This window comes from Lactobacillus melliventris, from assembly GCF_042679465.1.
Taxonomy (GTDB): Bacteria; Bacillota; Bacilli; order Lactobacillales; family Lactobacillaceae; genus Lactobacillus; species Lactobacillus melliventris.
Map to the genome: position 1 here is coordinate 446136 of NZ_JBHTMT010000001.1, position 25943 is coordinate 472078.

Genomic DNA, 25943 nt, shown 5'->3' on the forward strand with positions numbered 1-25943 from the left:
AGTACATCTTTTTAAACTGTTTTTAACGAACTAGTCAAGAATTTCAGTAACTTGACCAGCACCAACAGTACGACCACCTTCACGGATAGTGAATTTAGTACCCTTTTCAATGGCTGCTGGTTTAATTAATTTAACAGTAAATTCTGTGTTATCGCCAGGCATAACCATTTCAGTACCTTCTGGTAATTCAATTTCTCCAGTAATATCTGTAGTGTGGAAATAGAATTGTGGACGGTAATCTGAGAAGAATGGGGTATGACGTCCGCCTTCCTCTTTCTTCAAAACGTAAACTTGGCCTTTAAACTCGTGGTGAGTTTGAATTGAGCCAGGTGCAGCCAAAACTTGTCCACGAACAACTTGGTCACGGTCAATACCACGAAGCAATACACCAACGTTGTCTCCAGCTTCACCTAAGTCCAAAGTCTTGTGGAACATTTCCAAACCAGTTACAACTGATTTAAGAACTTTATCTACCAAACCGACAATCTCAACTTCATCACCAATCTTAACTGTACCACGATCGATACGGCCAGAAGCAACAGTACCACGACCAGTAATAGTGAAGACATCTTCAACTGGCATCAAGAATGGCTTATCAGTTTGACGTTCAGGAGTTGGAATGTATTCATCAACTGTGTCCATCAACTTCATGATAACTTCTTCTTGTTCCTTGTCACCTTGTAAAGCTTTCAATGCTGAACCACGGATAACTGGAATGTCATCACCAGGATAATCGTATTCAGTCAACAAGTCACGAACTTCCATTTCAACCAAGTCAATTAATTCTGGGTCGTCAACTAAGTCAGTCTTGTTTAAGAAAACAACAATGTAGTTAACACCAACTTGACGAGCAAGTAAAATGTGTTCACGAGTTTGTGGCATAGGACCATCAGTTGCGGCAACAACTAAAATAGCTCCATCCATTTGTGCGGCACCAGTAATCATGTTCTTGATGTAATCGGCGTGACCTGGGGCATCCATGTGGGCGTAGTGACGATTTTCAGTTTCGTACTCTACGTGAGCGGTATTAATAGTAATACCACGTTCCTTTTCTTCTGGAGCTGCATCGATTTCTGAATAATCTTCTGCCTTAGCCAAGCCCTTTTCTGATAAAACTTTAGTAATAGCCGCTGTTAAAGTGGTCTTACCATGGTCAACGTGACCGATAGTACCAATGTTTACGTGTGGCTTTGTTCTAACGTAATGTTCTTTTTCTGCCATTAAAATGACCCTCCTGTAAATTTGCAAGAAGTCCGTTGAGTAAGTAACGGATAGTTCTCTGTTGAATATTGTACTACTTTCATAGGCAAATGCCTAGTATTTTAATGCATAGAGCCATGCCTAATGAAAACGTCCTTTGCTATTATACTAAATACTTTGAAAAAGTAAAGACATTTTATCCAATTTTATTCGGATATATTATTATCGATTTTCTCAAACAGTTTTTGATTGCTTCGGCCATCATGATTTTCAATATAAGAAGCAATATCGCTGGCAAAACTGTCGGGATTATCAACATACTTATATAGTTTAGGATAAAGACTGCCTAAAATCAAATTTACTTCGCCTAAAACTGCAGGAAGCTGGCTCGGTTTATGATAATACCGAGCGCCGATGCCTGATACAACTTCTCGATATATCGCATCTTTTTCGAGTAAATTTATTTTTTGTGGAATAAATTGCTCTTCCTGCCCCAATACCAAAACCCTAAATGTTTCCTGAAGTCCCAGGCGAAACAAATCCTCAATTAAAACCAGACGAATTGCAAAGTTTAAACTGGGATCCAGCAACAAACTCTGAGCAAAATTTTTAAAATTTGGTAAATCTAACTTAAATAATTGTTCGTAATCAAATTTTGTCGGCTTGCTTTTTTGCTTGAAAGTAACCATTATTTGCTGCTGCTTTGTCTTACTAACAGGTTCAACTAAATCCGGTAACTCGTAGGCAGTAATATTTTTTACCTCTAATGCTTCAATAGAAAAGTGATTCATTTTCAGAATTCTACTGTATTCACGAAAAATTTTAGGATTAGTAAACAAGTCTTTTTCTTCTTTAATTAACTCATAAGCTGAATAATTTTGTTTATCCTTGAGATAAAGCTCGCAAAGACAAAGTACGATTTCATTACTTGGTCCAATTCTTAATGCCTCTTCAAGATTTTGTATTGCTTGAGCAAAATCTCCTTTTGCTGCGGATTTTTTGGCTAAACTAAGCAGATTTTTTTGACTTAATGAGGTCATTTATTTATCTTTCTTGATAATTCTCTGACCGGTTTTATTGACATCAACAGGATGATGAGTTTCTTTCTTGGGCAACTCGCTCTTGTTGTTTCTTTTTTGCATAGCACGATGGCGGTTTTGGTTAACTTCCATTACTACTGGTAAAACTACTGGGCGTCTATTCGTTTTGCGGTAGAGAAACTTTTCCAAATCATTTCGAACATCCTGCTTAATTTCAGTCCAATCAAATTTTTTATGTTCAAAGTTATTAGTGATAGTTTTTTTAATCAGTTCAATGCTGTCACGCATCAGTTGCTGATTGGCCTTAATGTAAACAAAGCCTCTACTGGTAACTTGTGGTTGAGCAATAATCTTTTTCTTACGGCGATCAATTGTGACAACAGCAATGAAAATACCGTCATCTGATAATACTTCTCGGTCTCGTAAAACAATATTACCAACATCCCCGATACCAGAACCGTCAATCATCGTATCCTCACCTGGGACCGGATCTGTTAAATAAAGGCGCTTTTGATTGAAATCGTAGTTTAAGCAATCTCCATTCTTGGTAATAAAAATATTATCTTTATCCATTCCTGCCCTAATAGCTAAGTCCTTGTGTACTTCAAGCAGTCGATATTCACCAATAACGGGAATTAAAAATTGCGGTTTCAAAATATCAATAAGTAGTTGCAAATCACGGCCTGTCGCGTGTCCACTGGTATGCTTTGCCTTACCTAATTGAATAACGGTCCCACCAGCACGATAAACCAGATCACTGGTTTGTGCCACAACCGTTTCCACAGAATGAGAAGGTGTCGTCGCAATAAAGACTAGGTCTCCCTTATGAATTGTGATCATGCTGTGACGGTTCTTAGCCATCTTTTGCAATGAATTTAAGGGCTCACCCATTTGACCGGTTTCCAAAATAACCGTCTTTTCATCTGGAGTTTCTTTTAAATTTTTAACCCTCATTAATAAACCTTTAGGGACATTCAAATAACCCAGATTCATTGCAGTACGAACGATTTTGGCTAAATCTCTACCTGTTAGTAAAACATGTCTACCCGTTTGATAGGCCGCGTTTAAAACTTCTTGAATTCTAATCAAATTCGAGGCTTTTGCAGCAACAATTACCCGACCATTTGCATTACGAAAAACATTTGTAACATAATCTCCAATGTCCTGTTCAGCAACATTTGGTAAAGATGCCTCTGCATTTGAAGAATCACTTAATAAAGCCAATACCTTTTTTTGACCAATTTCAGCTAATCGATCTAGATCAGTCCGGTATTTAGGAGCAGCGGAAGGGTCAAATTTAAAATCGCCTGTGTAAACCACCTCTCCGGCTGGAGTATGCACGTCAATGCCAAGAGAATCAGGGATGGAATGCGTAGTTGGGAAAAAAGAAATATTGGCGTTTTTAAATTCAATCTCTGTTTCCGCATCAATCACGTGAAAGAGACTGTTTTTACACCGTTTATTCTCACGTCTTACTGTTATCTTAGCCAATTCAATTGTTAATTGGGAGCCAAAAACTGGAATGTCATATTTTCGTAGAATATAAGGTAGTGCCCCAATTGAATCTGCATGTCCATGTGTCAAAAAGATGCCGACTACCTGATCACCATATTGCTCGAAAAAATCCAGATCTGGAATAACCAGATCTATTCCAAACAATGTACTGTCGGGATATTTAAGGCCGGCATCAAGAACAAAAATTTCATCATTAACTTGAACAGCGAACATGTCTTTTCCTTGCTCACGAACACCGCTCAGAATCATAATTTTAACTTGATCAGTCATTATATTTCCTTTTCTTTAATTGCTATTCAGTTGTTATTTATGGATCAGATGATCACAACGTAAAAAGTATCTTTTTTTATTCTAGCATAAAATGGTATTATGACAAAAATAAAAAAGCCGATTCAATACTCGAACCAGCTTTTTTAGATCTCAATTAAAATTAACGACGTAAGCCTAACTTCTTAATTAATTCACGATAGCGATTAATATCTTTGTTTTGTAAATAACGAAGCAAGTTACGACGGTGACCGATTTTCTTCAGCAGGCCAACATAAGAATGGTGGTCATGTGAGTGATTTCTCATATGCTCAGTCAGATTGTTAATATCTGTAGTCAAGATTGCCACTTGAACCTCAGTTGAACCTGTATCACCTTCGTGAGTCGCAAATTTTTGAATGATTTCATCTTTTTCAGCTTTTGAAATTGCCATAATATTTTCACCTTTCACTAAAATAATTGCCGTTAACAACGTTAACCGTCAGGTGTGAGCGTGCAAACAGCGTTAACGGTTCACAACAATAGTATAATACAGACAATTTTTTTAAAAAGCAAGTATAATTTATCTTGCATCTGCAATTATCTTTCAGTATAATCTATAAAGTAGAATTACGATCAATGGAGGTGAATTTTATGCCACAAATCAAATCAGCTATTAAGCGTGTTAAGACTCAAGATGCTGCTAGAAAGCGCAATGCTGCTCAAATGAACAAGTTAAGAACTGCCGTTAAGAAGTTTAAGACTGCTCAAGCTGCCGGTGCTGATAACGCCTCCGAATTACATGTAGCTGCTGCTCGTGCTATTGACAAGGCAGCTTCAAAAGGACTTATTCACAAGAATAAAGCTAGCCGTGATAAGAGCCGTTTAGCTAAACTTGCAAAATAATAATTTGATTAAATGATAATCAAAAAGACAGAAGTGAAAATCATTTCTGTCTTTTTATTTACCAAAATTTATACGTAATTAGACATTAAGAATAAAGAGCTTCAAAAAATTATCGGCTCGATATTGACCATTTTTATAATTATAATCCAGTTTAATTGCTTGCTCTAATAGCTGTGCTACTTTTTCTTTTGCTAACTTATTTTTTAGCGCCAACTTAACACGATAAGGATGAACACCAAGTTTTCTTACAATTTCAGCTTCACTTCTCCCTCTTGCTTTAAGTATTTTAACTAGCAAAATCATTTCTAATTGATTTTCAAAAACCGCAAGTATTTGAATTGGATTATTTCCGTTTTGAAGTTGATTATTTAACCGAGCGATAGCTTCTTGGTAGTTTTGGGCTAAAGCTGAATCTAAAATTGCAAAAATATTTTGTGCTAGTGATAAATCAACATTCTTTTCAACTATTTCAGTAGTGATATTTCTGTCAACAGCTACCATCTTCAGCTTATTATAATTACTTAAAACTATATCTAAAACCTGGTCACTGCGTTCAAGCAACAATGTTGCAGCAGAATTTGTAATATGATAGCCCTCGGTCGTTATAATTGCTTTAATTACTTTATTCAGATCATAAGGCCGAACTTGAGTCTCAACAACGTTAAAATTTTGCGTGACGGACTTCGTTATTTTTTTGCGCCGATCTAATTTTTCGTAAGAGGCGACAATAACTATGACATCTTCAAGTTTTGCAGTATTTACAAAAATATTTTGCAGCTGGGTGATCTGCTTTTGATATTTTTTGGGAACCTTTGACGTTAAGAAAAAAGGGTTCTTAATTGTTATTACTTTTTTCTGGCTAAAAAGACTTGATTCAGTAAGATCAGCAATTAATTCGTCTAGCCCCTCTGCTTCGCAATCAACGGATACTTTTTCATAGTCTGCGAAAATCTCATCATGTATATACGAGCTAGTAAGATATTCATTTAAAAAACTATCATTTCCATTAATTAAAGTATGCAAAATTTTTTTATTTGAGTTTTTAAATAAAGAAAGTAATGTCATTTTTTAATCACCGGCAAAAATCTTTTAAATTTGGGTTTTATTAAAACACCATAGTTCCAAGTTATCATACCACAGTCCTGAGTCGAAGCCCATGGAATATGTTGGCTTCGAAGAGTAGCAATAGTTTCTGGATGAGGGTGCCCAAAGCGATTCTTGCGGCCAGCAGAAATAAAGACTCTTTCTGGTTGCAAAGCTTGCAAAAATTCTTTATTGGAAGCGGTTCGACTTCCATGATGTCCTAACTTAAAATAATCAGCATGTAAATGATAACGGCTCAATATTTCCAGTTCCCCTTTTTGGCCCAGGTCTCCGGTAAAAAGCCAGTTTTTGTTTGCTAATTTAAATAATAACGAAAGTGAATCTTCATTTTTACCAATACCTGGCTTAAAGGGATATACAACTTTGAAGGAAATTGGTGGCTCATTTATTGTTTCACCGGCTAACACCTGTACAATCTGCCCTTTTTGAATCCGGCCTATTATTCTTTTGCAAAATGACGGATTCCTTATCAATCCTTGCGCCATATACAATTTTTTTACCCGAATTTGACTCAAAAGTGGCCTTAAGTCCCCTACGTGATCGGCATCCTGATGGCTGATAAAAATTCCGTCAATTTTATTTATTCCCTGTGCTTTCAAAAAAGGCACGGTGATTTTATTAATCTGCGGGGTTATTTTTTTACCATTAAAATTTAACTTTCCACCAACGTCAATGAGATAAACATGCCTAAAAAGAGGCGTAGATATTAAGATACTATCCCCCTGTCCTACGTCAATAAAAGTTACTTGACCCTTGAGGGGAAAATGAATCGTTAAGAAGATTAGTCCGTATATAATTAAGGCCAGCTTAAAAAGATATCTGATTAGTTTTTGATTTTTAGACTTTTCATTTATTAATACCAACAATATAGAAGTTAACAGTAATAAAAACAGGCATTGCCACCAATTAATTTTCCCAAATGTTAAAAGACCAATTTTACTATTAGAAAACTTCGCAATTACTTTCTCACCTTGTTCAAGTATCTTTTCAAGGAAATAACTACATCGGGGACTAATGTTAAAAATAATTAAATTAAAAAAAGTCAAGGGCATAACAACCCAGTTAAAATATGGTACTACTAACAAATTAAAAAAGACCGTTAGCAGATTAAACTGAAAGAAATGAAATAAAAGTAGTGGCAATAACAAATTGTTTAAAGCCCAGGACTGTCTAAACTTAGTCAGGCTTTTAGTCATTTCAAGGCCCAAGGCTAAAGTGTAACTTAAAAGAGCTCCAGTACTCATCATGAGTCGAGGATTGACGGACATATGCAAAACAGCCGTTAATCCTAGCAGATCTGCCTTATTAATTTTTAGCTTATGCAACGAAAAAATTTGCCCCAAGATATAGGTTAAACTCGCTCTAATAAATCCAGCTTGACCATTACTTAGAAAAATACCGACTAATAAGATAAACAAGCAAAAAATGAAAGTTTCTTTTTCAGTTAATTTACAGTAATAGCACATTGTGCTTATTACTAGCGTGTAAATACCAACATGCAAACCGGAAATGCTTAAGATATGAATGACACCGAGGTCACGATAATTATTGAGTATTGTTTGGAATTTCTGGTCAGGGCTTTCTCCCAATATAAGTTCATTACTAAAAAAAGACAAAATCGGTGGAAACTTTTGCAAAAATCTCTTTAACTGAAAACGCCAGTAATGCAGGTAATTTGCTAATCCTCCTTTCTTAATTTGGATCTTAAAGCTCGTTAAATTAACTTGCTGAGTAATCTTTTTACTGCGGTAATATTTTTGCTGGTCAAATTCTCCATAATTAGAAGCTGGTTCAATTGGGTTAACCTCACCAGACAAATCATGTAATATAACTTTATAGCCATAATTTAATTGCTTTAGCTGACTTGAACTCAATTTGCCAGAAACTAAAATCTTACTTCCAGCCGTCTGCCCTTCAACCGTAAACCAGTCATCGGAAATCTTCATTTTGTCTGGAAAAAAGGTAATAGCTGTATTGGGTTTAAGTGCAAAATTAGTTTTACTCATGTCAGAGTGAAAACCAAAAATAGTTGCCAAAAGAATAATAAAAATTAGCCATTTTAAAGAATTAAATTTAAGTAAAAGTACAAAACCTAAATAAAAAACTATTAATAGGCAAGTACATTTTTGCACAAAGGTATAGCATTGATATTTCAAGAAACTTAAATTAATTAGTAATAAGGCCAGTAGCAGGAAAAACCCAGGTCGCAGAATATCAAATTTCCAGTTGGTCTTTAAGCGCAGCAAAAGTCTTTTCTCCAATTCCTGATACCTGCATTAAATCTTCAACAGATTTGAATTCTCCGCTTTTTTGACGGTAAGCAATAATTTGCTGAGCCTTTTTTTCACCAATACCATTTAGTTGTTGCAGTTGACTTACGTTTGCAGTATTAATATTCACCTTGTTACCGGCATTAGTTTGGTCACTTGTTGTCTCAGGGGCAGAATTAGAAGCATTGGAAGAAACCGATTCAACGACTTGTTCTGCTTTAATTTTTTCACCTTTGTATGGAATGTGAATTTTATCTTGATCTTTCAATATCAATGCTCGATTAACATTCTTTAGCTGTGCATTATTCTTAATCCCCCCTGCAGTGGCAATTAAATCGTTTAAACGTGCTCCACTTTTTAAAGTATAAACGCCTTGGTGATTAATCGCGCCTGATATATCACAGGTCACATCTTTAGGCTTAGTCGCGGCTACCTTTTTGGTAACAGATTCAGTATTTGACAACTGTTTACTTGCGTCACTGCCGGACTGATTTTTATTTTGCACAGTATTCTCATTTTTATAATCTAATTCGTCAAAAGTGTCATTTGAGTTTGGCCTTTGAGACCAAACTACTAGAACAATGCCCAAAAGGACTATTCCAATGAAAAAATATTGTTTGTGTTCCTCAATAAAAGCTTTAATTTTTTCCCAGTTCATTTTTTCAACCCCCATTGATAAGTACGCAAAAAAAGCCCAAAAACTTGGGCTTTTAGTAATTATTGATATTTTTGTTGTAAATAATGGAGTGCATCATCAAAAGTACGAACGGGAACTATTTTCATTCTAGTACCAATCTGCTTAGCTGTTTTTTTAGCTAATAAATAATTGCTGGTGACTTTTTTCATTCCTGCAGTATCCGTCGGGGCAAAAAACACTTCAGCGCCGGCTTTGTCAGCAGCTACTACTTTTTTATCAACGCCGCCAATCATGCCAACTTTGCCAGTAGGACTGATAGTTCCAGTCCCAGCTATTTTATGTCCTTGAGCCAAATGTTTACCCGAAAAAACTTCGTAACTGGTCAAGGTAAACATTAAACCAGCTGAAGGGCCACCAATTGCGCCAGCATTAATCGTTACTTGAGGATGGGTTTCGACCTGTAAATGTTCAACCAATTGAATGCCAATACCTGGCTTTCCTGTCCCTGCAACTTTAACGATTTTCCCTTTGAAATCTATTTTTTTCTGTTCACGCAAAGCATTAATTACAACTTCAGAGCCAATCTTTTTCTTTTGAAAGTAATTGATCATTTCTTCAGTTGAGCGAAATTTATGACCATTTGCTCCCAAAACGGTATCTCCTATTTGCAACTTATTTCTAAAACTGGAACCCTTTTGTACCTGCATAACATATACGCCTTTATAATGCAGTTTAGGCTTAAGACCTGCCTTTTTAGCCGCACAATAAAGTGCATTTTGCTGACTTGTTTGCATATACCAATTTTGTAGTTCCTGATACTGACTGTTACTTGAATTACCCAGTAATTCAGACTTGGGAATGCGACTGGCATATTTTTGAGTATAACTAAAAAGGTACTCCCAGACAGATGCCGGCTGGCTAGTTTCACTAACTGTAACTAGATAGAAATTATTGGGCGCCTTGGCCTTACTTTTCACAAATTGTCCTACTGGAACTGCGCTTCCCGGCATTTCAATATAATAATTTGTTGGCCAGTTCAACCCAATAAAAACTAGAAAAAGAGTCAGAATAAAAAGCAGCCATTTACGTGTTTTACTATTTCTTTTAGCATGATTTTCTTCTTTATTCATGAGAATTTTTCCTTTAAAGCCTTTGCAGCCTCGCTGGGCAAGAAACTATTAAAATCACCATTAAATTGTGCAATTTCTTTAATAATACTAGATGCAACATAACTATTTTCCGGTTTAGTAAAAAGCAAGACTGTACTAATATCATTTGCCATTTTTCTATTCATTTCCGCAATCTGTTGTTCAAATAAGAAGTCTGTAGTGTTTCTGACTCCCCGCACGATAACATTTGCGTGTAAATCTCGTGCTACATTAACTGTCAGCTGATCAGGCTTTAGCAGCACCTCAACATTTGGCAGGCTTTTAACAGCAGCTTGGCATAATTTTTGCCTTTCGTTATCCTTAAAAAGATATTTTTTAGCCGTATTAACCATTACTACTACGTAAACTTTATCAAAAATTGCAGCTGCCTGCTTAATAACATCAACATGTCCATTAGTAACAGGATCAAAACTGCCCGGAAAAATTGCTACACTCATTATTATTTTTTATTCCTTTCGATAAAAACGGATAATGGTTTTACCCAGGTGCTTTTCTTTAATAAACTCAAAACCAGCAACTACCTCCAAATCCGTCTGATCATCTGTTTCAGCTACTATTATTGCTCCTTGATGTAGCAAAGCTAAATCACGCATTTTTGCCATATCAGACGCGATTTTTTGCTTTGCATATGGCGGGTCCAAAAAAACTAAATCAAATTTCTGTTGCTCTTCAGCCAATTTATTCAAGGCGGCTTTACTGGACATCTTATATACAGAGAAAAGATTAGGCTCTTTGGTCAAGGCAATATTTTTGCGAATAATCGCTACGGCCTGGTAATTAATGTCTATTATCACGGCATGGTGACAACCGCGAGAAACGGCTTCTATTGCTAAAGCACCACTTCCGCCATATAGATCAAGGACTTCACCACCAGAAAAGAATTGACCTAATGAATTAAACAGTGACTCTTTAACTTTATCACTAGTCGGTCTTGTCTTTTGACTCTTTAAAGTAAATAAATTTCTTTTGGCATATTTTCCAGAAATAATTCTCATAATATTTGTTCTGTATTTTCCTGACGTTCTTGTAACTTTCTTTCAGCATCTGCTGCTAAATCCGTAATTTGTTTTTCAATATGATCACTTGAAAGATCGATTTGATCCCATTTTGATCTTTCAACCCTGTCAACAAAATCAAGTGCATTCAGATTCCGAATAACTTGATCGATCTCATTTTGATTTACATATAAAATACAATAACCGAATTTTTTAGAAAAATATACTATATCACCATAATGCCTTAGCTTATATTGGTTGCTGACTGAATTTAAATAAACAATAATGCTCAGCCTTTGGCTAATATTTTTATTGGTTAAGTCTTGCTTGATGCTCATTTAAAACTTCCTTCTTGTTCGATTCGTTCATTTGCTGATATGTTCAGTACAATCCCAATAGCGGCTGATAAGATAATTAAGGAAGAGCCACCGTAGGAAATAAAAGGTAATGTGACCCCGGTTATAGGCAATAGACCAAGCACGGCACCTACATTAAACAGAGTTTGAATAAAGATAATTGTAGTAACTCCAAAACATACCAGAGCATTGAATTGAGAACTGGCATGGATACCAACTTCCATGATACTCCATATAAGATAAAACATAAGACTTAGTATGACTAGAGCACCAATAACCCCAATTTCTTCTGCAATTATAGCTAAAATAAAGTCTGTGTAAGGTTCCGGGAGATAGCCCCGTTTTTGCATGCTATTGCCTAATCCTACTCCGAGCAAACCACCATTATGAATAGCATAATACGAATTAACTAGCTGGGCACCACCCTTTTGCTCAAGTTCAAAAGGATGCAGAAAAGACATAAAACGGTGATATTGATACTTATTTTGTAAAAAAGCAGGATTCAATTTGATAACTAGGAAGATAAATAAATATATTCCAACTGCAATACCAATTAAGCATAATACTGCATTTTTAGCAGGAACACCAGAAACAGAAAACATGATAATCACAATCATGGCTAAAATAGCAGTACCGCCAAAATCCGGTTCAAGTATAACCAAAAGCATCATAAAAGCAGCTAAAATTGCTGGCCTATACAAATTACGAATAATTTGGCCTTTTTTGAAAGCTCCATCATGACGGTCTAAGAAATAAGCTAAATAAATTATCAGCGACAGCTTGGCAATTTCTAATGGTTGAATCTTTATTATCTTTAAATCAATCCAGCCAACAGAACCATTTACAGCTGCGGCAGATCCCTTAAAAATTTTCAAGAGAATTAGGTAAATGAGCAGCAAAAAACTAAGACCTAAAAACCAGATAACAAATTTGCGACTCTTGAAAATTTCTAGTTTTAAGAAAAAGCACAGAGCACAGCAAACAAATACGGCAAAAAGTGCATACAGAGCCTGGCGAATACCATATATCGCTGGGTTAAAGCCATTAACTAGTAATATGTCCGAACTAGCCGAATAAACCATTACAATTCCAAAAACGACTAAGAGAATATAAGGTATGAAAATATTGTAATTTAAATGGTGAAGTTTTTGCCGCACTAGCCGACCTCTCCTTCTGTAACTTAATCTACCTTTATTATAAGCATTATAAAACAAAAAGAGCACCACTTCATCAGTGAGTGCCCTTCTAAAACAATTATTTATTTTTTATTACGTTTCTTATCAGCTTTTTGTCTTTCTGAAGTATTGAGAATTTTCTTTCTTAATCTAATTGAATCAGGAGTTACTTCACAGTATTCATCATCATTTAAGAATTCAATGGCCTCTTCAAGTGTTAAAGTCTTAAGAGTTCTGATTGCGGCAGCATGATCTTTCCCAGCAGCACGAGTGTTAGTTAAGTTCTTACCTTTAATAACGTTGACCGCAATATCACGATCACGGGAAGATTGGCCAACAATCATCCCTTCATAAACTTCTACTCCAGCACCAATAAATAATTCACCACGTTGTTCAACAGTTTGTAAAGAATACGTAGTTGATTTACCCTGGCTAATCGATACTAAAGCACCATTTTGCCGTCCCGGTTCCCAATTTTTGACAACTGGCTTATATGAATCAAAACTGTGGTTCATAATGCCATAACCACCTGTTTGGGACATAAATTCATTATTATAACCAATTAAGCCACGAGAAGGAACCAAGAAATCTAAACGGGTTTGATTATTGCCAGTTGAAGTCATATTCTTCATCTCACCTTTTCTTTGTGAAAGAGAATCAATGACAGAGCCAACATATTCATCAGGAGTATCAACCTGGACAGCTTCAAATGGTTCACACATTTTGCCGTCAATTTCACGATAAATTACCTTTGGTCTTGATAATTGTAATTCAAAACCTTCCCGCCGCATTTCTTCAACTAAAATTGAAAGGTGCAATTCACCACGACCAGATACAGTCCAGGCATTCAATTGGTCTGTCGGCTCAACTCTTAACGACACATCGGTACGTGTTTGCTTAATTAGTCGATCCTCTAACTTCTTAGGCGTAACTTTGTCACCCTCACGACCAGAAAATGGTGAGTCATTGGCAACAAAATCCATTTGCAAAGTTGGCGGATCTATTTTAAGAAGTGGCAATGCTTCCGGATTTTCGGCAGAAGCAATAGTCTCACCAACAAAAATATCGTTAATACCGCTAATGGCAATGATATCCCCTGCTTTAGCTTCAGTAATTTCATTACGCTTCAAACCGAAGAAACCAAATAATTTGGTAACCCTAAAGTTTTGGGTAGAACCGTCACGCTTCATCACAGTGATATTATCGCCAACTTTAACTTTACCGCGATAAATACGGCCAACGCCAATTCGACCAACATAATCATCCCAGTCAAGCATTGTAATTTGGAACTGCAGAGGCTCATCAGCATTGTCAATAGGCGCAGGAATAGCCTTAATAATAGTGTCAAAAATAGGATTCATCGTTTCTTCCTGTTTAGCAGGATCTGGATCATAGGATGAGGTACCATTCAAGGCCGATGCATAAACGACTGGAAAATCAAGTTGTTCATCGTTAGCACCAAGTTCGATAAATAATTCCAAAACTTCGTCAAGAACTTCTTTCGGACGAGCACCAGGACGATCAATTTTATTGATAACCACAATGGGCTTAACTCCAGCCTCTAATGCCTTTTTGAGTACGAAACGAGTTTGCGGCATAGTACCTTCATAAGCATCAACCAGCAATAAGGCACCATCGACCATATGCATGATTCGTTCAACTTCACCACCAAAATCGGCATGTCCTGGAGTATCCAAAATATTGATGGTAGTGTCACCATATTTAACCGCAGTATTTTTAGATAAAATAGTAATACCACGCTCACGCTCAATATCGTTGGAGTCCATTGCCCGATCTTCCAGAGCCATATGTTCAGGGAGAGTGTCGGATTGCTTCAATAATTGGTTAACCAAAGTAGTTTTACCATGGTCAACGTGCGCTATGATAGCTATATTTCTAATATCGTTTCTTCTTTTTTCTGACAAAAGTATTCCTCCTCCACTCCTCAATAAAAAAACTGTGACGTGGTCACAGTTTCGGCGGCACGTCAAAAACATGCTGATCGAAGTGTTTCATATCTGTATATTTACGCTCATTGATTTTACCACCTAACTGTTTAAGGGTCAACGTTTATCCCTCTTTTTCAAATTAAAAATTTAGTATAGAATAAAAAGCAGACAAATTAGTTTATTTTATGTTACAAATATAACTATAAACTTTTATGAAAGAGTGAATGTAATTGATATTAATGAAAGATATTACCCGAGATGGAAATCCGGTATTACGCAAGGTAGCCAAACCACTAACTTTTCCTTTAAGCGAACATTATCAAAATTTAGCAAAAGAAATGATGGAATATCTGATTAACTCTCAAGATCCTAAAATTGCAAAAAAGCACCAATTACGTGCTGGCGTTGGTTTAGCCGCACCTCAGGTTGGTGAGAGCGTCCAGATGGCCTCATTATTAGTACCAAATGATAAAAATGAAATAGTTTTCAAGGAAACTTTTGTTAACCCGGAAATTTTATCCGAATCTGTCAGACAAGCTTGTTTAAGTGAAGGTGAAGGTTGTCTAAGCGTTGACAAAGTAATTGATGGTTATGTGCCCCGTCCTGATAAATTGAAAATTCATTATTATACTGTTTCTGGTGAAGAAAAAACAATTCGTCTAAAGGATTATCCTGCAATCGTAGCGTCACATGAAATTGAACATTTGCGGGGTCATCTTTTTTACGACCGCATCAATAAACAAGACCCATTTAAATTAGATGAAGATACCGTAGTCATTTATTAATTTTTCACAAATATTTATGTCGTCAGCTATCGTTTTGACGGCTTTTTTAATAAAGCTGGCAAAACTTGATTCTATACTTGTTTTTGCATGTATGGTAGAATTTTACTAGCTATTGGAAGCTTTAATGCTGTCCAAAATTAGAACGTTTTATTAACTGAATAAGGAGAATACAAATATGATCTACAAAGTTTTGTATCAAAAAGACAAGGTTGTCAATCCTAGACGAGAAACAACCAAGACTCTTTACCTTGAGGCAGAAAATTTGGTCGCCGCAAGGACTATGGTTGAGGAAAATACCCCCTATAATATTGAACTCATCCAAGAATTAGCCGGTAATTCACTGACTTATGAAAAGGAGCATGCCGATTTTAAGCTAACTTCTTTTGAGAGTAAGAAGTAATATCTGTGCGAATAAAAAATAATGAAGTAGCCGTCGTTGCAATCGGGGGGTTGCACGAGATAGGCAAGAATATGTACTGTGTACAGTACCAAGACGAAATTATTATTATGGATTGCGGAATTAAATTCCCTGAAGATGATCTTCTTGGTATTAATTACGTCATTTCTGACTATTCATATTTAATTAAAAACCGCAAAAAGATTAAAGCACTTGTTGTTAGCCACGGACACGAAGATCATATTGGCGGAATACCATTTCTGCTTGAAAAGATTCCGGAAATTCCCGTATATGCCACACCATTTGCCTTAGCTTTAATTAAGGGCAAGCTTGAAGAACACGGCATTTTGCGGACAACAGAATTACACGAAGAGCACGAGGACACTGTTCTTAAATTCAAGAAACTAACGGTTACTTTTTTCAGAACCACTCACTCTATTCCGGATACCTTAGGCATAGCTGTTCATACCCCGCTAGGTGCGGTCGTGTTTACAGGAGACTTCAAATTTGATTTAACACCGGTAATGAACCAACCTGCTCCGGATTTTCAAAAGATGGCTAAATTAGGTAACGAGGGAGTTTTGGTGCTATTATCCGATTCAACTAACGCTGAAGTCACCCAATTTACTAAGTCCGAGCGTTTTGTAGCTAAATCATTGCATGACATCATTACGGGGATCCACGGTCGCATAATTTTTGCTACCTTCGCCTCTAATCTTTACCGCGTATCGACTGCTATCCAGGCAGCAATAGATACCGGACGTAAAGTTGCCATTTTTGGACGCAGTATGGAAAACGGTGTGCAAAATGGCATTGATTTGGGCTATTTGAATGTTCCTGACGGCTTGATTGTAGATGCTAACGAAATAAATCACACACCAGCTGAACAAGTGATGATTTTATGTACCGGCTCACAAGGCGAACCTTTAGCTGCTCTTTCCAGAATAGCAAATGGAACCCACAGACAAATTAGTTTACAGCCCGGCGATACAGTGATTTTTTCTTCAAACCCAATACCTGGCAACACGTTAAGTGTCAATCATTTGATTAACAAGTTAATGGAAGGTGGCGCCAGCGTAGTTCATGGCCGCATTAATAATGTCCACACCTCAGGACATGGTGGTCAAGAAGAATTAAAAATGATGGTTCGTCTAACAAAACCTAAGTACATGATTCCGGTTCACGGTGAATACCGCATGCAGGTCATTCATACTGAATTGGCACAAGCAGCAGGAGTTCCAGCCGCAAATACATTTGTTTTAGAAAATGGTGAAGTCATTTGTTTTGGACCAGAAGGCTCCCGCATAGCTGGTCATATTCCAGCTGGCGATGTCTATGTTGATACATCTGGCACAGCCGATGTAGGCAATGTCGTCGTTCATGATCGCCAGGTCTTATCCGAAGACGGTTTAGTAGTTGTGGTTGCAACAGTTGATTACAAGCACAAACGCGTTTTAGCTGGCCCCGATGTTTTGAGTCGTGGTTTTGTTTATATGCGTGAATCTACTGAATTAATCAACCAGGCTCAAAAGCATATTTATCACATTATAAAGTCTGAAATGGACAAAACGGAGCATCCTAAAGACAGTGTGATTCGCAATGCCATTATTGCTAACCTTTCTGATTTTCTATATTCTAAGACAAAAAGACGGCCGCTGATTTTACCAATGTTAGTTGAGAAAAAATAACGAAAAGCCCTTTTTAAGGGCTTTTTATGTAATGAATGAAATTTTATGGATAACAAATTAAAAATACATCTTTTGGTTAATGAAGTAGCTGGTAACGGGCGTGCCAAAAAAGCACTCAAGAGAACCACAGCTTTATTAATCAATGAAAACATTAACTTTGACTTGCGAAAAAGCACTTATGCCGGGGAGGCTATTTACATTGCACAAGAATATGGTGACCAAAAGCACTCACCCACGGAAATTTTGTTAGTAATCGGTGGTGATGGTTCTCTTAATGAGGTGCTAAATGGAATTAAAAGATCCCAAAATCCGAAAACTCCTATTGCCTACCTACCTGCAGGAACAGGTAATGACTTTGCGCGCGCTGCTAACTTAACTAATGATCCGAAAGTTCTTATAGATCATTTACAACAAGAATTTAAACCAGAGCGGATAGACTGCGGGACTTTTATTTTTCCTGATATTGCCCCTAATAAGAAGTATTATTTTGCCAATAGCTTTGGCATCGGCTTTGACGCATTTGTCAACCATAATAGTAATATTTCAAAATTGAAAAAGGTTCTGAATTATCTTAGTGAAGGTAAATTAATTTACGGCTGTAATGTTTTAGCAACTGTTACCAAGCAAGATACTTTTATTGTCGATATTGAAAAAAATGGTCAAAAATTCCATTTTGATGATGCTTTCATGGTTACCACAACTAATCATCCCTATTTGGGCGGAGGTCTGCCCCTTTTACCCAGTGCTAAAATTGACAGCCATAAAATATACACCGTGGTGGTTGAAAAATTTAGCTTAGCCAAATTGATTAAACTATTTATCAACCTCCTAAAAGATGGCTCACATGTCAATGACCCTCAATTTCATTATTTTGAAACTAATAAAGTTAAAGTAACAACAATAAAAAAAGAATATGCCCAAGTAGATGGGGAAGAAATTAAACGTAATATTTTTAACATTAATTTTTCTGTTTCAAGTTTTAATCTTTTACGCTAAAAAAAATTAGTTTTGTCACTACCTAGAAAAAACACAAAAACCGAGCATTTGCTATGCTCGGTTTTTTGTGTTTGACTACATTTGCCTTAATAAGATATACACTTTTTAATATCAGTCTTTTAGACCGCTAGTTATTATTACCTTTTTACAATTTTATACTTATAGCAATTAAAACTCATATGATCAAGCAGTTGACTTAAACTACGCTTTTTAAAGTGTTTATCTGAGCTTAAAATCGAATAACGACCTCCTTCGTCAACTAAATTATCTTGAGTTAGTTTGAAGCCATTATGTTTGTAAAATAATAATCTGTTGATCCTTTGAGAGTAGTTTTTTGCTGTTTTAATAACTGGTTCAATGTCCAAAACAATTTCCTGACCTGGATGGTTTCTTTTCATTAGATTTAAAATCTCACTACCATAGCCCTTGCCACGCCAGATTGGATTAACTGCCAAATACCCAATATAAATGATTTGCTTCGCATAAGTCCAGAAAATTAAACCTATAAAATTTTCTTGGTCATAAACGGCCTGAAAATTTACTCTTTTTTGCAGACCCATTGCAAGCAAGCCACTAATTGGAAACCGCTCTCTTTTTGGAAATGCACTTAAATATAATTTTTTTACTTTAAAATAATTTTTTGTTCCCCATTTAACATTTTTAAACGTTAAAATAAATATCACCTTTCTCTAACTTAAAATGCGTCAAATGAACCGTTTTTGCGCTCTTTTTTAATACAATAATTGAAAATCAATATACCAAACAAGAACCAAATTACATTTACCACTATCAATAACATCAGTTTCGACAATGAAACTCCATGACCAAGAAATATTTGCCGCACTATTTCAATGCCGCCCACGTAAGGAATAACCTCCTGAAAAGCATTATATACTGGAAAATAAACATTTGACAACATTAGCAATAAAGCCTGCAAAATAGTAGCCCACTGTCCCATTCTTTTAAATCTAATGGAGCCAGAAGCAAAAATCATTCCGATGCCAAACATTCCTAAGTTGGAAATTAAGGAAAAAGCAAACGTCAATAATATAGCTTTTAATAATTCCGCTACTGTGAACATTGAAAAAAACGAGGCTACAAGTCCTATAATTAAGAGATAGATCCAAACAAATAAGTTTTCTGCCAAAGTTTGAATAAAGTATAGAACCCACAAGGGAAATACGGATTGAGTTTCACTTTCAAGCAGACCAGTTCGCTCATCAGTCTCCACCCCATTACTACATCCACCCAATGAGGCAATACCAATACTCCAAAACAAAAAGCCAACAATGGTAAATAAAACCCCTTGTTTGGTACCATATGCCTGGCCCAACTGGGCAGGGTTGGTGAAAAGGATAACAACTAAGAAAGCTCCGGCATATAAAACAAGCGAACTAATAGCAGAATTAACATAACGAATTTGTAGTTTTAGCTCTAAATATAATTGTATCCAAAAAATATTAAATAGCTTTTTGATTTTTTTCATTTTGTTTCCTACTTTCGCTTATAAATTCCACGATACTCAGAAATTAGGTCATTTTCAGCCATTTTATGTTCAATATTTTGCTCTATTTGGCCATCTCTTAAGAACAGATAATGATCAACAACTCCAGAGAGCATCTGAGTGTCATGCGATGAAATAAAAATAATATTGCCATTCTTATTTTTTAAATCAAGAATAAAAGAGGCTAAATCCTCTTGAGCAGCTATGTCCAAACCGTTCGAGGGTTCATCTAAGAGTAAAACTTCTGTTCCCATTGCTGCTCCCACCAAAATAGCAGCTTTTTTCTTTAAGCCAGTGGACAAGTTCTGAAAAAAGTATTAAGTTCATTTGAAAAATTTTTTAATTAAGATATGAAATATTTACTTGTAGTTGCGCTAAACGCATAATGGTGTCGATTAAATTTTCTCTGTCAGCTTTAGCACTGATAACGCCATTTTGGAGATTAAAATTAAACTCTGAGGCTATCGCTATATCACCAATAGTTGCTATTAAATCAACGTCACTTGCACTAGGATCAAGCTTGAAAAGTGAACGGCCATCATCACTGACAATAAACTTTTCTTTTGCAGTTCTTTCTACAAAACAATAAACTGACTCATTAAAAGAATCTCGATAAATTGTTTCAACTTCCAGGGTAATTTGATCCAGCAATAAAACATGAGTATGATTATTAACCCATATTTGTAAAGCATCATTAAACTCATTCAAATCAGCATTTTTTCCTATCATAGCGAATTTTTACCCCGCTCTTGTTACTAACTTGACATCTTGCATCCCAATCATAGGATCTATCTGTCCAGAGTATATCATTTCAGGTGTCAAAATATAATTCTTTTTCTCATAACTTATATCTTCAGAATTTGATACAACGTCTTGGTCACTTTTAGCTGGAATCTGCTTCTTAGTTTCCTTGGGCTCAACTTTTAACGTCGCTTGTAATTTAGTAGTTAAGCCAGTCTTGCGATCGTTACCTGAAGTAGTCAAAGCCATTTCATAAGCACGGGGGTCACCAATTAAAACCAAATTTTTTTCTGCACGAGTAACAGCAGTATATAACAAATTACGTTTGAGCATGACATAATTTTGCATAGTCAGACTAAGGATAACTAAAGGAAATTCAGAACCCTGGGCTTTATGAATAGTAATTGCATATGCTCTAGTTAAATCGAAAAGATCCTTTTTGCTAAAAGTAATTTCCCTATCATCGAAGTCAGCAACCATACACTTTTGCGAATTTTCGTTATCAATTGCTAAAATTTTGCCGATTTGACCGTTATAAATATCTTTTTCCGGATTATTTTGCAGCTGTAGAATGCGATCACCAATACGAAAAATCTCGTCATGCACTTCCAGAATTTTACTGTTTGGCTTAGCTGGATTCATAATTTCCTGAATTACATCATTCAAATTATTTACTCCGCCATCGCCCTGATACATAGCCCCTAAGACTTGGATATCATCGGGATTAAAACCTTTTGCCAAAGCTCGCTCAACAATTTGACTAACTACGTGAGCGACTTCATGAGGTGGACAAGAAATGAAGGAATAGTTGCTGGTTTTTTGAAATAATTCTTGGACATTTTTACCCATATTAATGTCATGAGCAAGTGTGATAATGCTGGAATCATCACCTTGACGGTGGATTTGCTTGAGAACTGTAGTGGGAAAAGCTTGCGATTTGATCAAATCAGCAAACACATTTCCTGCACCAACAGAAGGCAGTTGATCTTTATCTCCTACGAAAACAATATGTTTAGTCTCATTAATGCTATAAACCAACTGTTTAAACAAAAACATATCTACCATTGACATTTCATCAATAATTAAAATTTCACCATTTAATTCGTTCAAATCAGTTGCATCATTTTCTCCAATTCCCAATCCTAATAAGCGATGGATTGTTTTAGCGGTAATACCAGTGATTTCTTCCATTCTTTTTGCAGCACGACCGGTAGGTGCAGCGAGTAAAAATGGTGGGTCTGTACTATAAAGAGACGATGATGGTATTTCGGCCAGCTCTTTCAATGCTAACAAAATACCGTTTATGATAGTAGTTTTGCCAGTCCCTGGACCACCAGTTAAAATTGAGATTGGATTAGTCAGCGCATTTTTAATCGCTGCTTTTTGAGTATTATCATAATGAATTTTTAACTTGGTTTCAGCGTGAGTAATAGCAAGGTTTAGTTCTTTTTCACTGTAATTTGAACTCTTTTGCTTTTTTTCCACTAGATTTTTCATTGCGTTGGCAATATCAGTTTCAGTTTCATAAATTTCTTGCAGCGCTGCATTTTCACCCATTACCACCACTTTTCCTTGATGCTGGAGATTATTAACGCAATCAGCTATAACATCAAATTGCTCAACTTGAAGCAATTTACTAGCCTCTGTTAGCAACTGTTCCAGTTTGATGTAGGTATTACCTTCTTTAGCAACTTCATCAAGTAAAATTTGAAAAATAGCGCCATTAACTCTTTTAGGATCTGCGGAACTAATTCCTAGTTTACTACCGATTCGATCGGCACTTTTAAACGCATAGCCCGTAACTTCAGCAATAGAAGCATATGGATCTTCTTCCAATTTGGTTAGAGTGTCACCATGATAAAGTTGGTAAAGTCTACCAGCTACTTTTTTATTTAAGCCAAATTGCGCTAATTTTAGTACAGTTTCAGAATAAGAATCCATTAAGCTGACACCATTTAGCAGACTATCTTTTTGTTTTTTGGTTAATGACAAAGTCGCTACTTTTTCAGGTTTTTCTTTTAAAATTGTTAGTGCATCCATTCCTAAGTCTGAAATTATTGCACTGGCTGCCTTTTTACCGATTCCCGGAAATTTACTTGAACTCAAGTAGCTGATTAAACTGCCTTTTTCATGAGGTAAAGCCAGTTTATAGTTATCTGAGCGAAATTGCAGGCCAAACTTATTATGAACAATTAGCCTGCCAGAAAAGCTATAAGTTGCACCAACTTGGACATCACCAAAATTACCGGTAACTTTAATTTCATCACGATCGTATTTTTCTAGTTTGCCAATTATGGTGACATCAAGTATCTTATATAGATCCTGGTCATTTTCAAAAACTATTCTGTTAATTTTTCCGGTAAAAGTTGTCATTTTTTCTTTCTCGCATTAGTTATTAATTTTAGTGCAGAAGCATACTTTTGCTCTTCTTGGGCAAAAACTTTGGGATCCTGCGCTTTAGCTTTGGCAAAATACTTTTCTGCTTCTAGACGGTTTTGTGTCAAACTTGTGATTCCCAGCATGAAATTGACTTTTGCCGTCCTTTGCTCTTTCCTGATTTTTTTATAACTTGACTCTGCCTGATTGATTTCCCCAAGACTAAGCCAAATATCTCCTATCAATTCCCACGTCTTGGCATCTCTTTGTTTAATCGTTAAAGCATAAGCAAGTGCTTTTTGCTTTTGTCCAATTTTGAAAAAAACGAGAGCCTTTTGGTATAAAACTAAATCATCGTTGGGAATCTGGTTAAGTATATTTAAGGCCTTTTTAAATTCACCTTGCAAGTAATAGCACACTGCCAGATCATAATCTAAATCCTGCGGATGAGTAACCAGACTTTTAGCCTTTTTTAATAACTCCGTAGCTTGATCGCTGCTACCCTCTTTTATTAAAAAGGTGGCCAATTTTAAATAGTTTTCACTGCTATCTGGCTTTTCATCAATCTGCGTAATTAATTCGTGTATTTTTTTTTGGACAATATCGGAATTACCTGTTGATTTTCTTTTCTCTATCATAATGAATCTGAATCCACCATTTTTCTACCTAAAAATCCTGTTTCGTTCCAAACTAAAGCTTTAAAAGTCTTGCCTTTATCTTTTGTTTCTAAAACTGTCAGACTAGTATTGCTTAAGCCACCGTTGTGTCTGATATCTGACAACGGATAGCCTAACAATCCACCCATAATTGCTCCTAAGGCCGCGCCGTGACTCACAGCAATTACTTTATCATCCGCCTTAAACTTCAGCGCAATATCATGACCAAAACTTTTACCGCGAGCAATGACTTCAGAATAATTTTCTCCACCTATACTGTGACCGTCATATTTTTCGGGATGATCCCAAATATCAGTTACTTGCTTGGGGTAATTAGTTTGAGCTTCAGCGAAAGTGAGACCTTCCATTGCTCCTAAATCGAATTCGCGCAGACGATCATCTACTTTAATTGCAAGGGGGTAGCTCAAAGTTTTTATTAAACCCTCCGCTGTAGCCTTAGCTCTTTTTAATGGACTAGAATATATTCCGGCAAATTTGGTGCCAGCTAAAAAATTGCCTAATTTTTGAATATCATTTAAGCTTTGAGGCAAAAGTGGAGAGTCACCATGAGCTCCTTGAAATCGTCTTTGTAAATTCCATTCTGTTTTACCATGTCTGACAAAATAAATTTGCATTCATTAATTACTCTTTTCTATAGTTGTTGCTATCTAGTTTATCATTTAATTAGTTTAAAAGAAAAACGAACACAAATAAAAAGGAAAATGCATGGTACATTTTCCTTACTTGTTTGTATTAGACTAATTGTAATTGCTGCTCATTCTGGTAGGCGCAGTCGATATTACCGCCGCCTAAACACTCTTCACCTTGATAAAGAACGAGAGCTTGTCCAGGAGTGACAGCGCGAGCCGGCTCATCAAAGTAAACTTTTGCCCTGTTTGCTACAGCATCATAAGAAACTGTCACGCCGACATCTGGTTGACGATAACGGAACTTGGCACTGCAATGAATTGTAAAATCATGCTTTGGTTGCCCAGTAAAAAATGACATGTTACTAGCTTCTAATTCAGTGGCATAAAGTAGCTTGCTGTCATAACCCTGCTCCACAATCAATTGATTTTTTTGCAAGTCTTTGCCGACAACAAACCAAGGAGCCGTAGATTCTTTAGTTGAACCTAAGCCTAAACCGGATCTCTGACCGATTGTATAATACATTAGACCGGCATGATGACCAACTACTCTGCCATCTGGCGTAATCATTTCACCAGACTGAGCAGGTAAAAATTCACTCAAAAACTTACGAAAGTTTCTTTCACCAATAAAGCAAATACCAGTGGAATCTTTCTTTTTAGCTGTAGCTAAACCATTTTCTATTGCAATTTCCCGGACTTGCGGCTTTGTGAGATTGGCTAATGGAAAAATAACGCGGCTAATTTGCTTTTGATTTAACTGACTTAAAAAATAAGTTTGATCCTTATTACCATCTTTAGGACGCATCATGTGTGTGATGCCATTTTTATCAGTTATAGTTTTTGCATAATGCCCCATTGCAATATAATCTGCGTCCAGATTGAAAGCAAACTCTAAAAAGGATTTGAATTTAATCTGACTATTACACATTACATCAGGATTTGGTGTGCGCCCTTTTTTATATTCATTTAAGAAATACTCAAAAACTCGCTGCCAATACTCCTTTTCAAAATTAATTGAATAATAAGGAATGCCAATTTGATCAGCAACTTTTTTAACATCTTCATAATCGTCAGTAGCTGTACAAATACCAGAATCATCGGTATCATCCCAGTTTTTCATGAAGACACCAATTACGTCATATCCTTGTTTTTTCAAAAGAAGGGCGGAAACTGAAGAGTCTACCCCGCCACTCATTCCTACAACTACTCTTTTATTTTTCTTTTCCAAATTAATCAATCCTTCACAGCGACAATAATTTTACGTTCCTCAAGATCTTTTAAGATATAATTTAAAAGTTCCACTGTGGGAGCCAATTGCTTATTTTTAAAAATATTGACCTTTTGCAAGCCATTTCTATCAGTAACGACCATTGTTAAACGGGTCATTTCCTTGTTAATGGTCATTTTCAACTTTGTTGGGGCGTTATATGGTGAATCATTATAAAGTGGATGCTCATAATTAAAATTACCCTTAACAGTTTTAACAAAACCGGCATCAATCAGTGCATATAATTTCAAGTCGGGACTAAGCGTAAACTTGCGTGTATCACCATTAATCATAACCATATTTGCCATAATATTACCTCAC

The 25943-nt window shown here is 36.1% G+C and carries 27 protein-coding genes; 5 read left to right on the forward strand and 22 right to left on the reverse strand.

Translation table 11 applies throughout. From position 1 onward, the window contains the following. Window positions 1–30: 30 nt before the first annotated feature. The 4 genes from tuf to rpsO form a co-directional block, all read right to left on the reverse strand. Window positions 31–1221, reverse strand: coding sequence for an elongation factor Tu (tuf, locus tag ACFQ32_RS02255; protein WP_045928030.1), 1191 nt, complete (start codon window positions 1219–1221; stop codon window positions 31–33). Window positions 1222–1406: 185 nt separating this feature from the next. Beyond that, window positions 1407–2240, reverse strand: a complete 834-nt coding sequence (locus tag ACFQ32_RS02260; RefSeq protein WP_046324777.1) for a hypothetical protein — start codon at window positions 2238–2240, stop codon at window positions 1407–1409. After that, window positions 2241–4025, reverse strand: a complete 1785-nt coding sequence (locus tag ACFQ32_RS02265; protein WP_046324776.1) for a ribonuclease J — start codon at window positions 4023–4025, stop codon at window positions 2241–2243. Window positions 4026–4185: 160 nt separating this feature from the next. Further along, window positions 4186–4455 (reverse strand): 30S ribosomal protein S15, encoded by a 270-nt coding sequence (rpsO, locus tag ACFQ32_RS02270; RefSeq protein ID WP_034979304.1) that lies wholly within the window; start codon window positions 4453–4455, stop codon window positions 4186–4188. Window positions 4456–4655: 200 nt separating this feature from the next. Here rpsO and rpsT point away from each other — a divergent pair, with 200 nt between their 5' ends. After that, the gene (gene rpsT / locus ACFQ32_RS02275; protein WP_046324775.1) at window positions 4656–4907 is read left to right on the forward strand and encodes a 30S ribosomal protein S20; all 252 of its coding nucleotides are present in this window, start codon (window positions 4656–4658) and stop codon (window positions 4905–4907) included. Window positions 4908–4985: 78 nt separating this feature from the next. On the opposite strand, the gene holA is transcribed toward rpsT, so the two are convergent. The 9 genes from holA to typA all read right to left on the reverse strand — a co-directional run bounded on the left by holA (window position 4986) and on the right by typA (window position 14538). Beyond that, a complete protein-coding gene (holA, locus tag ACFQ32_RS02280; RefSeq protein WP_046324774.1) occupies window positions 4986–5972 on the reverse strand; it encodes a DNA polymerase III subunit delta in 987 nt (328 codons plus the stop codon). After that, window positions 5969–8257, reverse strand: coding sequence for a DNA internalization-related competence protein ComEC/Rec2 (locus tag ACFQ32_RS02285; protein ID WP_046324773.1), 2289 nt, complete (start codon window positions 8255–8257; stop codon window positions 5969–5971). Before ACFQ32_RS02285 ends, holA begins: the two co-directional genes overlap by 4 nt. Continuing rightward, window positions 8226–8939: a helix-hairpin-helix domain-containing protein gene (locus ACFQ32_RS02290; protein WP_046324772.1), complete on the reverse strand. Its 714-nt coding sequence runs from the start codon at window positions 8937–8939 to the stop codon at window positions 8226–8228. Before ACFQ32_RS02290 ends, ACFQ32_RS02285 begins: the two co-directional genes overlap by 32 nt. 59 nt (window positions 8940–8998) lie before the next feature. After that, on the reverse strand, window positions 8999–10048 hold the full coding sequence (locus ACFQ32_RS02295; protein ID WP_046324771.1) for a SepM family pheromone-processing serine protease: 1050 nt from the start codon (window positions 10046–10048) through the stop codon (window positions 8999–9001). Beyond that, entirely contained in the window at window positions 10045–10524 is a 480-nt protein-coding gene (gene coaD, locus ACFQ32_RS02300; protein WP_046324770.1) for a pantetheine-phosphate adenylyltransferase, read from the reverse strand. The genes ACFQ32_RS02295 and coaD overlap by 4 nt, the downstream gene beginning before the upstream one ends. Window positions 10525–10533: 9 nt before the next feature. Further along, the gene (gene rsmD / locus ACFQ32_RS02305) at window positions 10534–11082 is read right to left on the reverse strand and encodes a 16S rRNA (guanine(966)-N(2))-methyltransferase RsmD (protein ID WP_046324769.1); all 549 of its coding nucleotides are present in this window, start codon (window positions 11080–11082) and stop codon (window positions 10534–10536) included. After that, window positions 11079–11420, reverse strand: a complete 342-nt coding sequence (locus tag ACFQ32_RS02310) for a YlbG family protein (protein WP_046324768.1) — start codon at window positions 11418–11420, stop codon at window positions 11079–11081. The genes rsmD and ACFQ32_RS02310 overlap by 4 nt, the downstream gene beginning before the upstream one ends. Further along, the gene (locus ACFQ32_RS02315) at window positions 11417–12595 is read right to left on the reverse strand and encodes an FtsW/RodA/SpoVE family cell cycle protein (RefSeq protein ID WP_046324767.1); all 1179 of its coding nucleotides are present in this window, start codon (window positions 12593–12595) and stop codon (window positions 11417–11419) included. The genes ACFQ32_RS02310 and ACFQ32_RS02315 overlap by 4 nt, the downstream gene beginning before the upstream one ends. 101 nt (window positions 12596–12696) lie before the next feature. Continuing rightward, window positions 12697–14538 (reverse strand): translational GTPase TypA, encoded by a 1842-nt coding sequence (gene typA / locus ACFQ32_RS02320; protein WP_046324766.1) that lies wholly within the window; start codon window positions 14536–14538, stop codon window positions 12697–12699. Window positions 14539–14792: 254 nt separating this feature from the next. On the opposite strand from typA, the gene def reads away from it, so the two are divergent. The 4 genes from def (at window position 14793) to ACFQ32_RS02340 (ending at window position 18428) form a co-directional block, all read left to right on the forward strand. Continuing rightward, on the forward strand, window positions 14793–15347 hold the full coding sequence (gene def / locus ACFQ32_RS02325; RefSeq protein ID WP_046324765.1) for a peptide deformylase: 555 nt from the start codon (window positions 14793–14795) through the stop codon (window positions 15345–15347). Window positions 15348–15522: 175 nt separating this feature from the next. After that, complete coding sequence (locus tag ACFQ32_RS02330) at window positions 15523–15747, forward strand: DNA-dependent RNA polymerase subunit epsilon (protein WP_046324764.1); 225 nt, start codon at window positions 15523–15525, stop codon at window positions 15745–15747. Window positions 15748–15752: 5 nt separating this feature from the next. Next, the gene (rnjA, locus tag ACFQ32_RS02335; RefSeq protein WP_046324763.1) at window positions 15753–17432 is read left to right on the forward strand and encodes a ribonuclease J1; all 1680 of its coding nucleotides are present in this window, start codon (window positions 15753–15755) and stop codon (window positions 17430–17432) included. Between the two features lie 45 nt (window positions 17433–17477). Then, a complete protein-coding gene (locus tag ACFQ32_RS02340; RefSeq protein ID WP_046324762.1) occupies window positions 17478–18428 on the forward strand; it encodes a diacylglycerol/lipid kinase family protein in 951 nt (316 codons plus the stop codon). 137 nt (window positions 18429–18565) lie between these two features. Here the strand turns inward: ACFQ32_RS02340 and ACFQ32_RS02345 are convergent, their stop codons facing one another. The 9 genes from ACFQ32_RS02345 to ACFQ32_RS02385 form a co-directional block, all read right to left on the reverse strand. Next, window positions 18566–18988 (reverse strand): GNAT family N-acetyltransferase, encoded by a 423-nt coding sequence (locus tag ACFQ32_RS02345; RefSeq protein ID WP_046325200.1) that lies wholly within the window; start codon window positions 18986–18988, stop codon window positions 18566–18568. Window positions 18989–19122: 134 nt separating this feature from the next. After that, window positions 19123–19914 (reverse strand): ABC transporter permease, encoded by a 792-nt coding sequence (locus ACFQ32_RS02350; protein ID WP_046324761.1) that lies wholly within the window; start codon window positions 19912–19914, stop codon window positions 19123–19125. A gap of 8 nt (window positions 19915–19922) precedes the next feature. Then, window positions 19923–20234: an AAA family ATPase gene (locus ACFQ32_RS02355; protein WP_052724642.1), complete on the reverse strand. Its 312-nt coding sequence runs from the start codon at window positions 20232–20234 to the stop codon at window positions 19923–19925. 37 nt (window positions 20235–20271) lie between these two features. After that, window positions 20272–20661, reverse strand: a complete 390-nt coding sequence (locus ACFQ32_RS02360; RefSeq protein WP_046324760.1) for a DUF1828 domain-containing protein — start codon at window positions 20659–20661, stop codon at window positions 20272–20274. Window positions 20662–20670: 9 nt separating this feature from the next. Continuing rightward, window positions 20671–23046, reverse strand: coding sequence for an SF1B family DNA helicase RecD2 (recD2, locus tag ACFQ32_RS02365; RefSeq protein ID WP_046324759.1), 2376 nt, complete (start codon window positions 23044–23046; stop codon window positions 20671–20673). After that, a complete protein-coding gene (locus ACFQ32_RS02370; protein ID WP_046324758.1) occupies window positions 23043–23687 on the reverse strand; it encodes a tetratricopeptide repeat protein in 645 nt (214 codons plus the stop codon). The genes recD2 and ACFQ32_RS02370 overlap by 4 nt, the downstream gene beginning before the upstream one ends. Beyond that, a complete protein-coding gene (locus tag ACFQ32_RS02375; RefSeq protein ID WP_046324757.1) occupies window positions 23684–24340 on the reverse strand; it encodes a histidine phosphatase family protein in 657 nt (218 codons plus the stop codon). The genes ACFQ32_RS02370 and ACFQ32_RS02375 overlap by 4 nt, the downstream gene beginning before the upstream one ends. A gap of 118 nt (window positions 24341–24458) precedes the next feature. Beyond that, complete coding sequence (gene mnmA / locus ACFQ32_RS02380) at window positions 24459–25583, reverse strand: tRNA 2-thiouridine(34) synthase MnmA (protein WP_143444013.1); 1125 nt, start codon at window positions 25581–25583, stop codon at window positions 24459–24461. Window positions 25584–25588: 5 nt separating this feature from the next. Then, entirely contained in the window at window positions 25589–25930 is a 342-nt protein-coding gene (locus ACFQ32_RS02385) for a DUF1831 domain-containing protein (RefSeq protein WP_046324756.1), read from the reverse strand. Window positions 25931–25943: the final 13 nt, after the last annotated feature.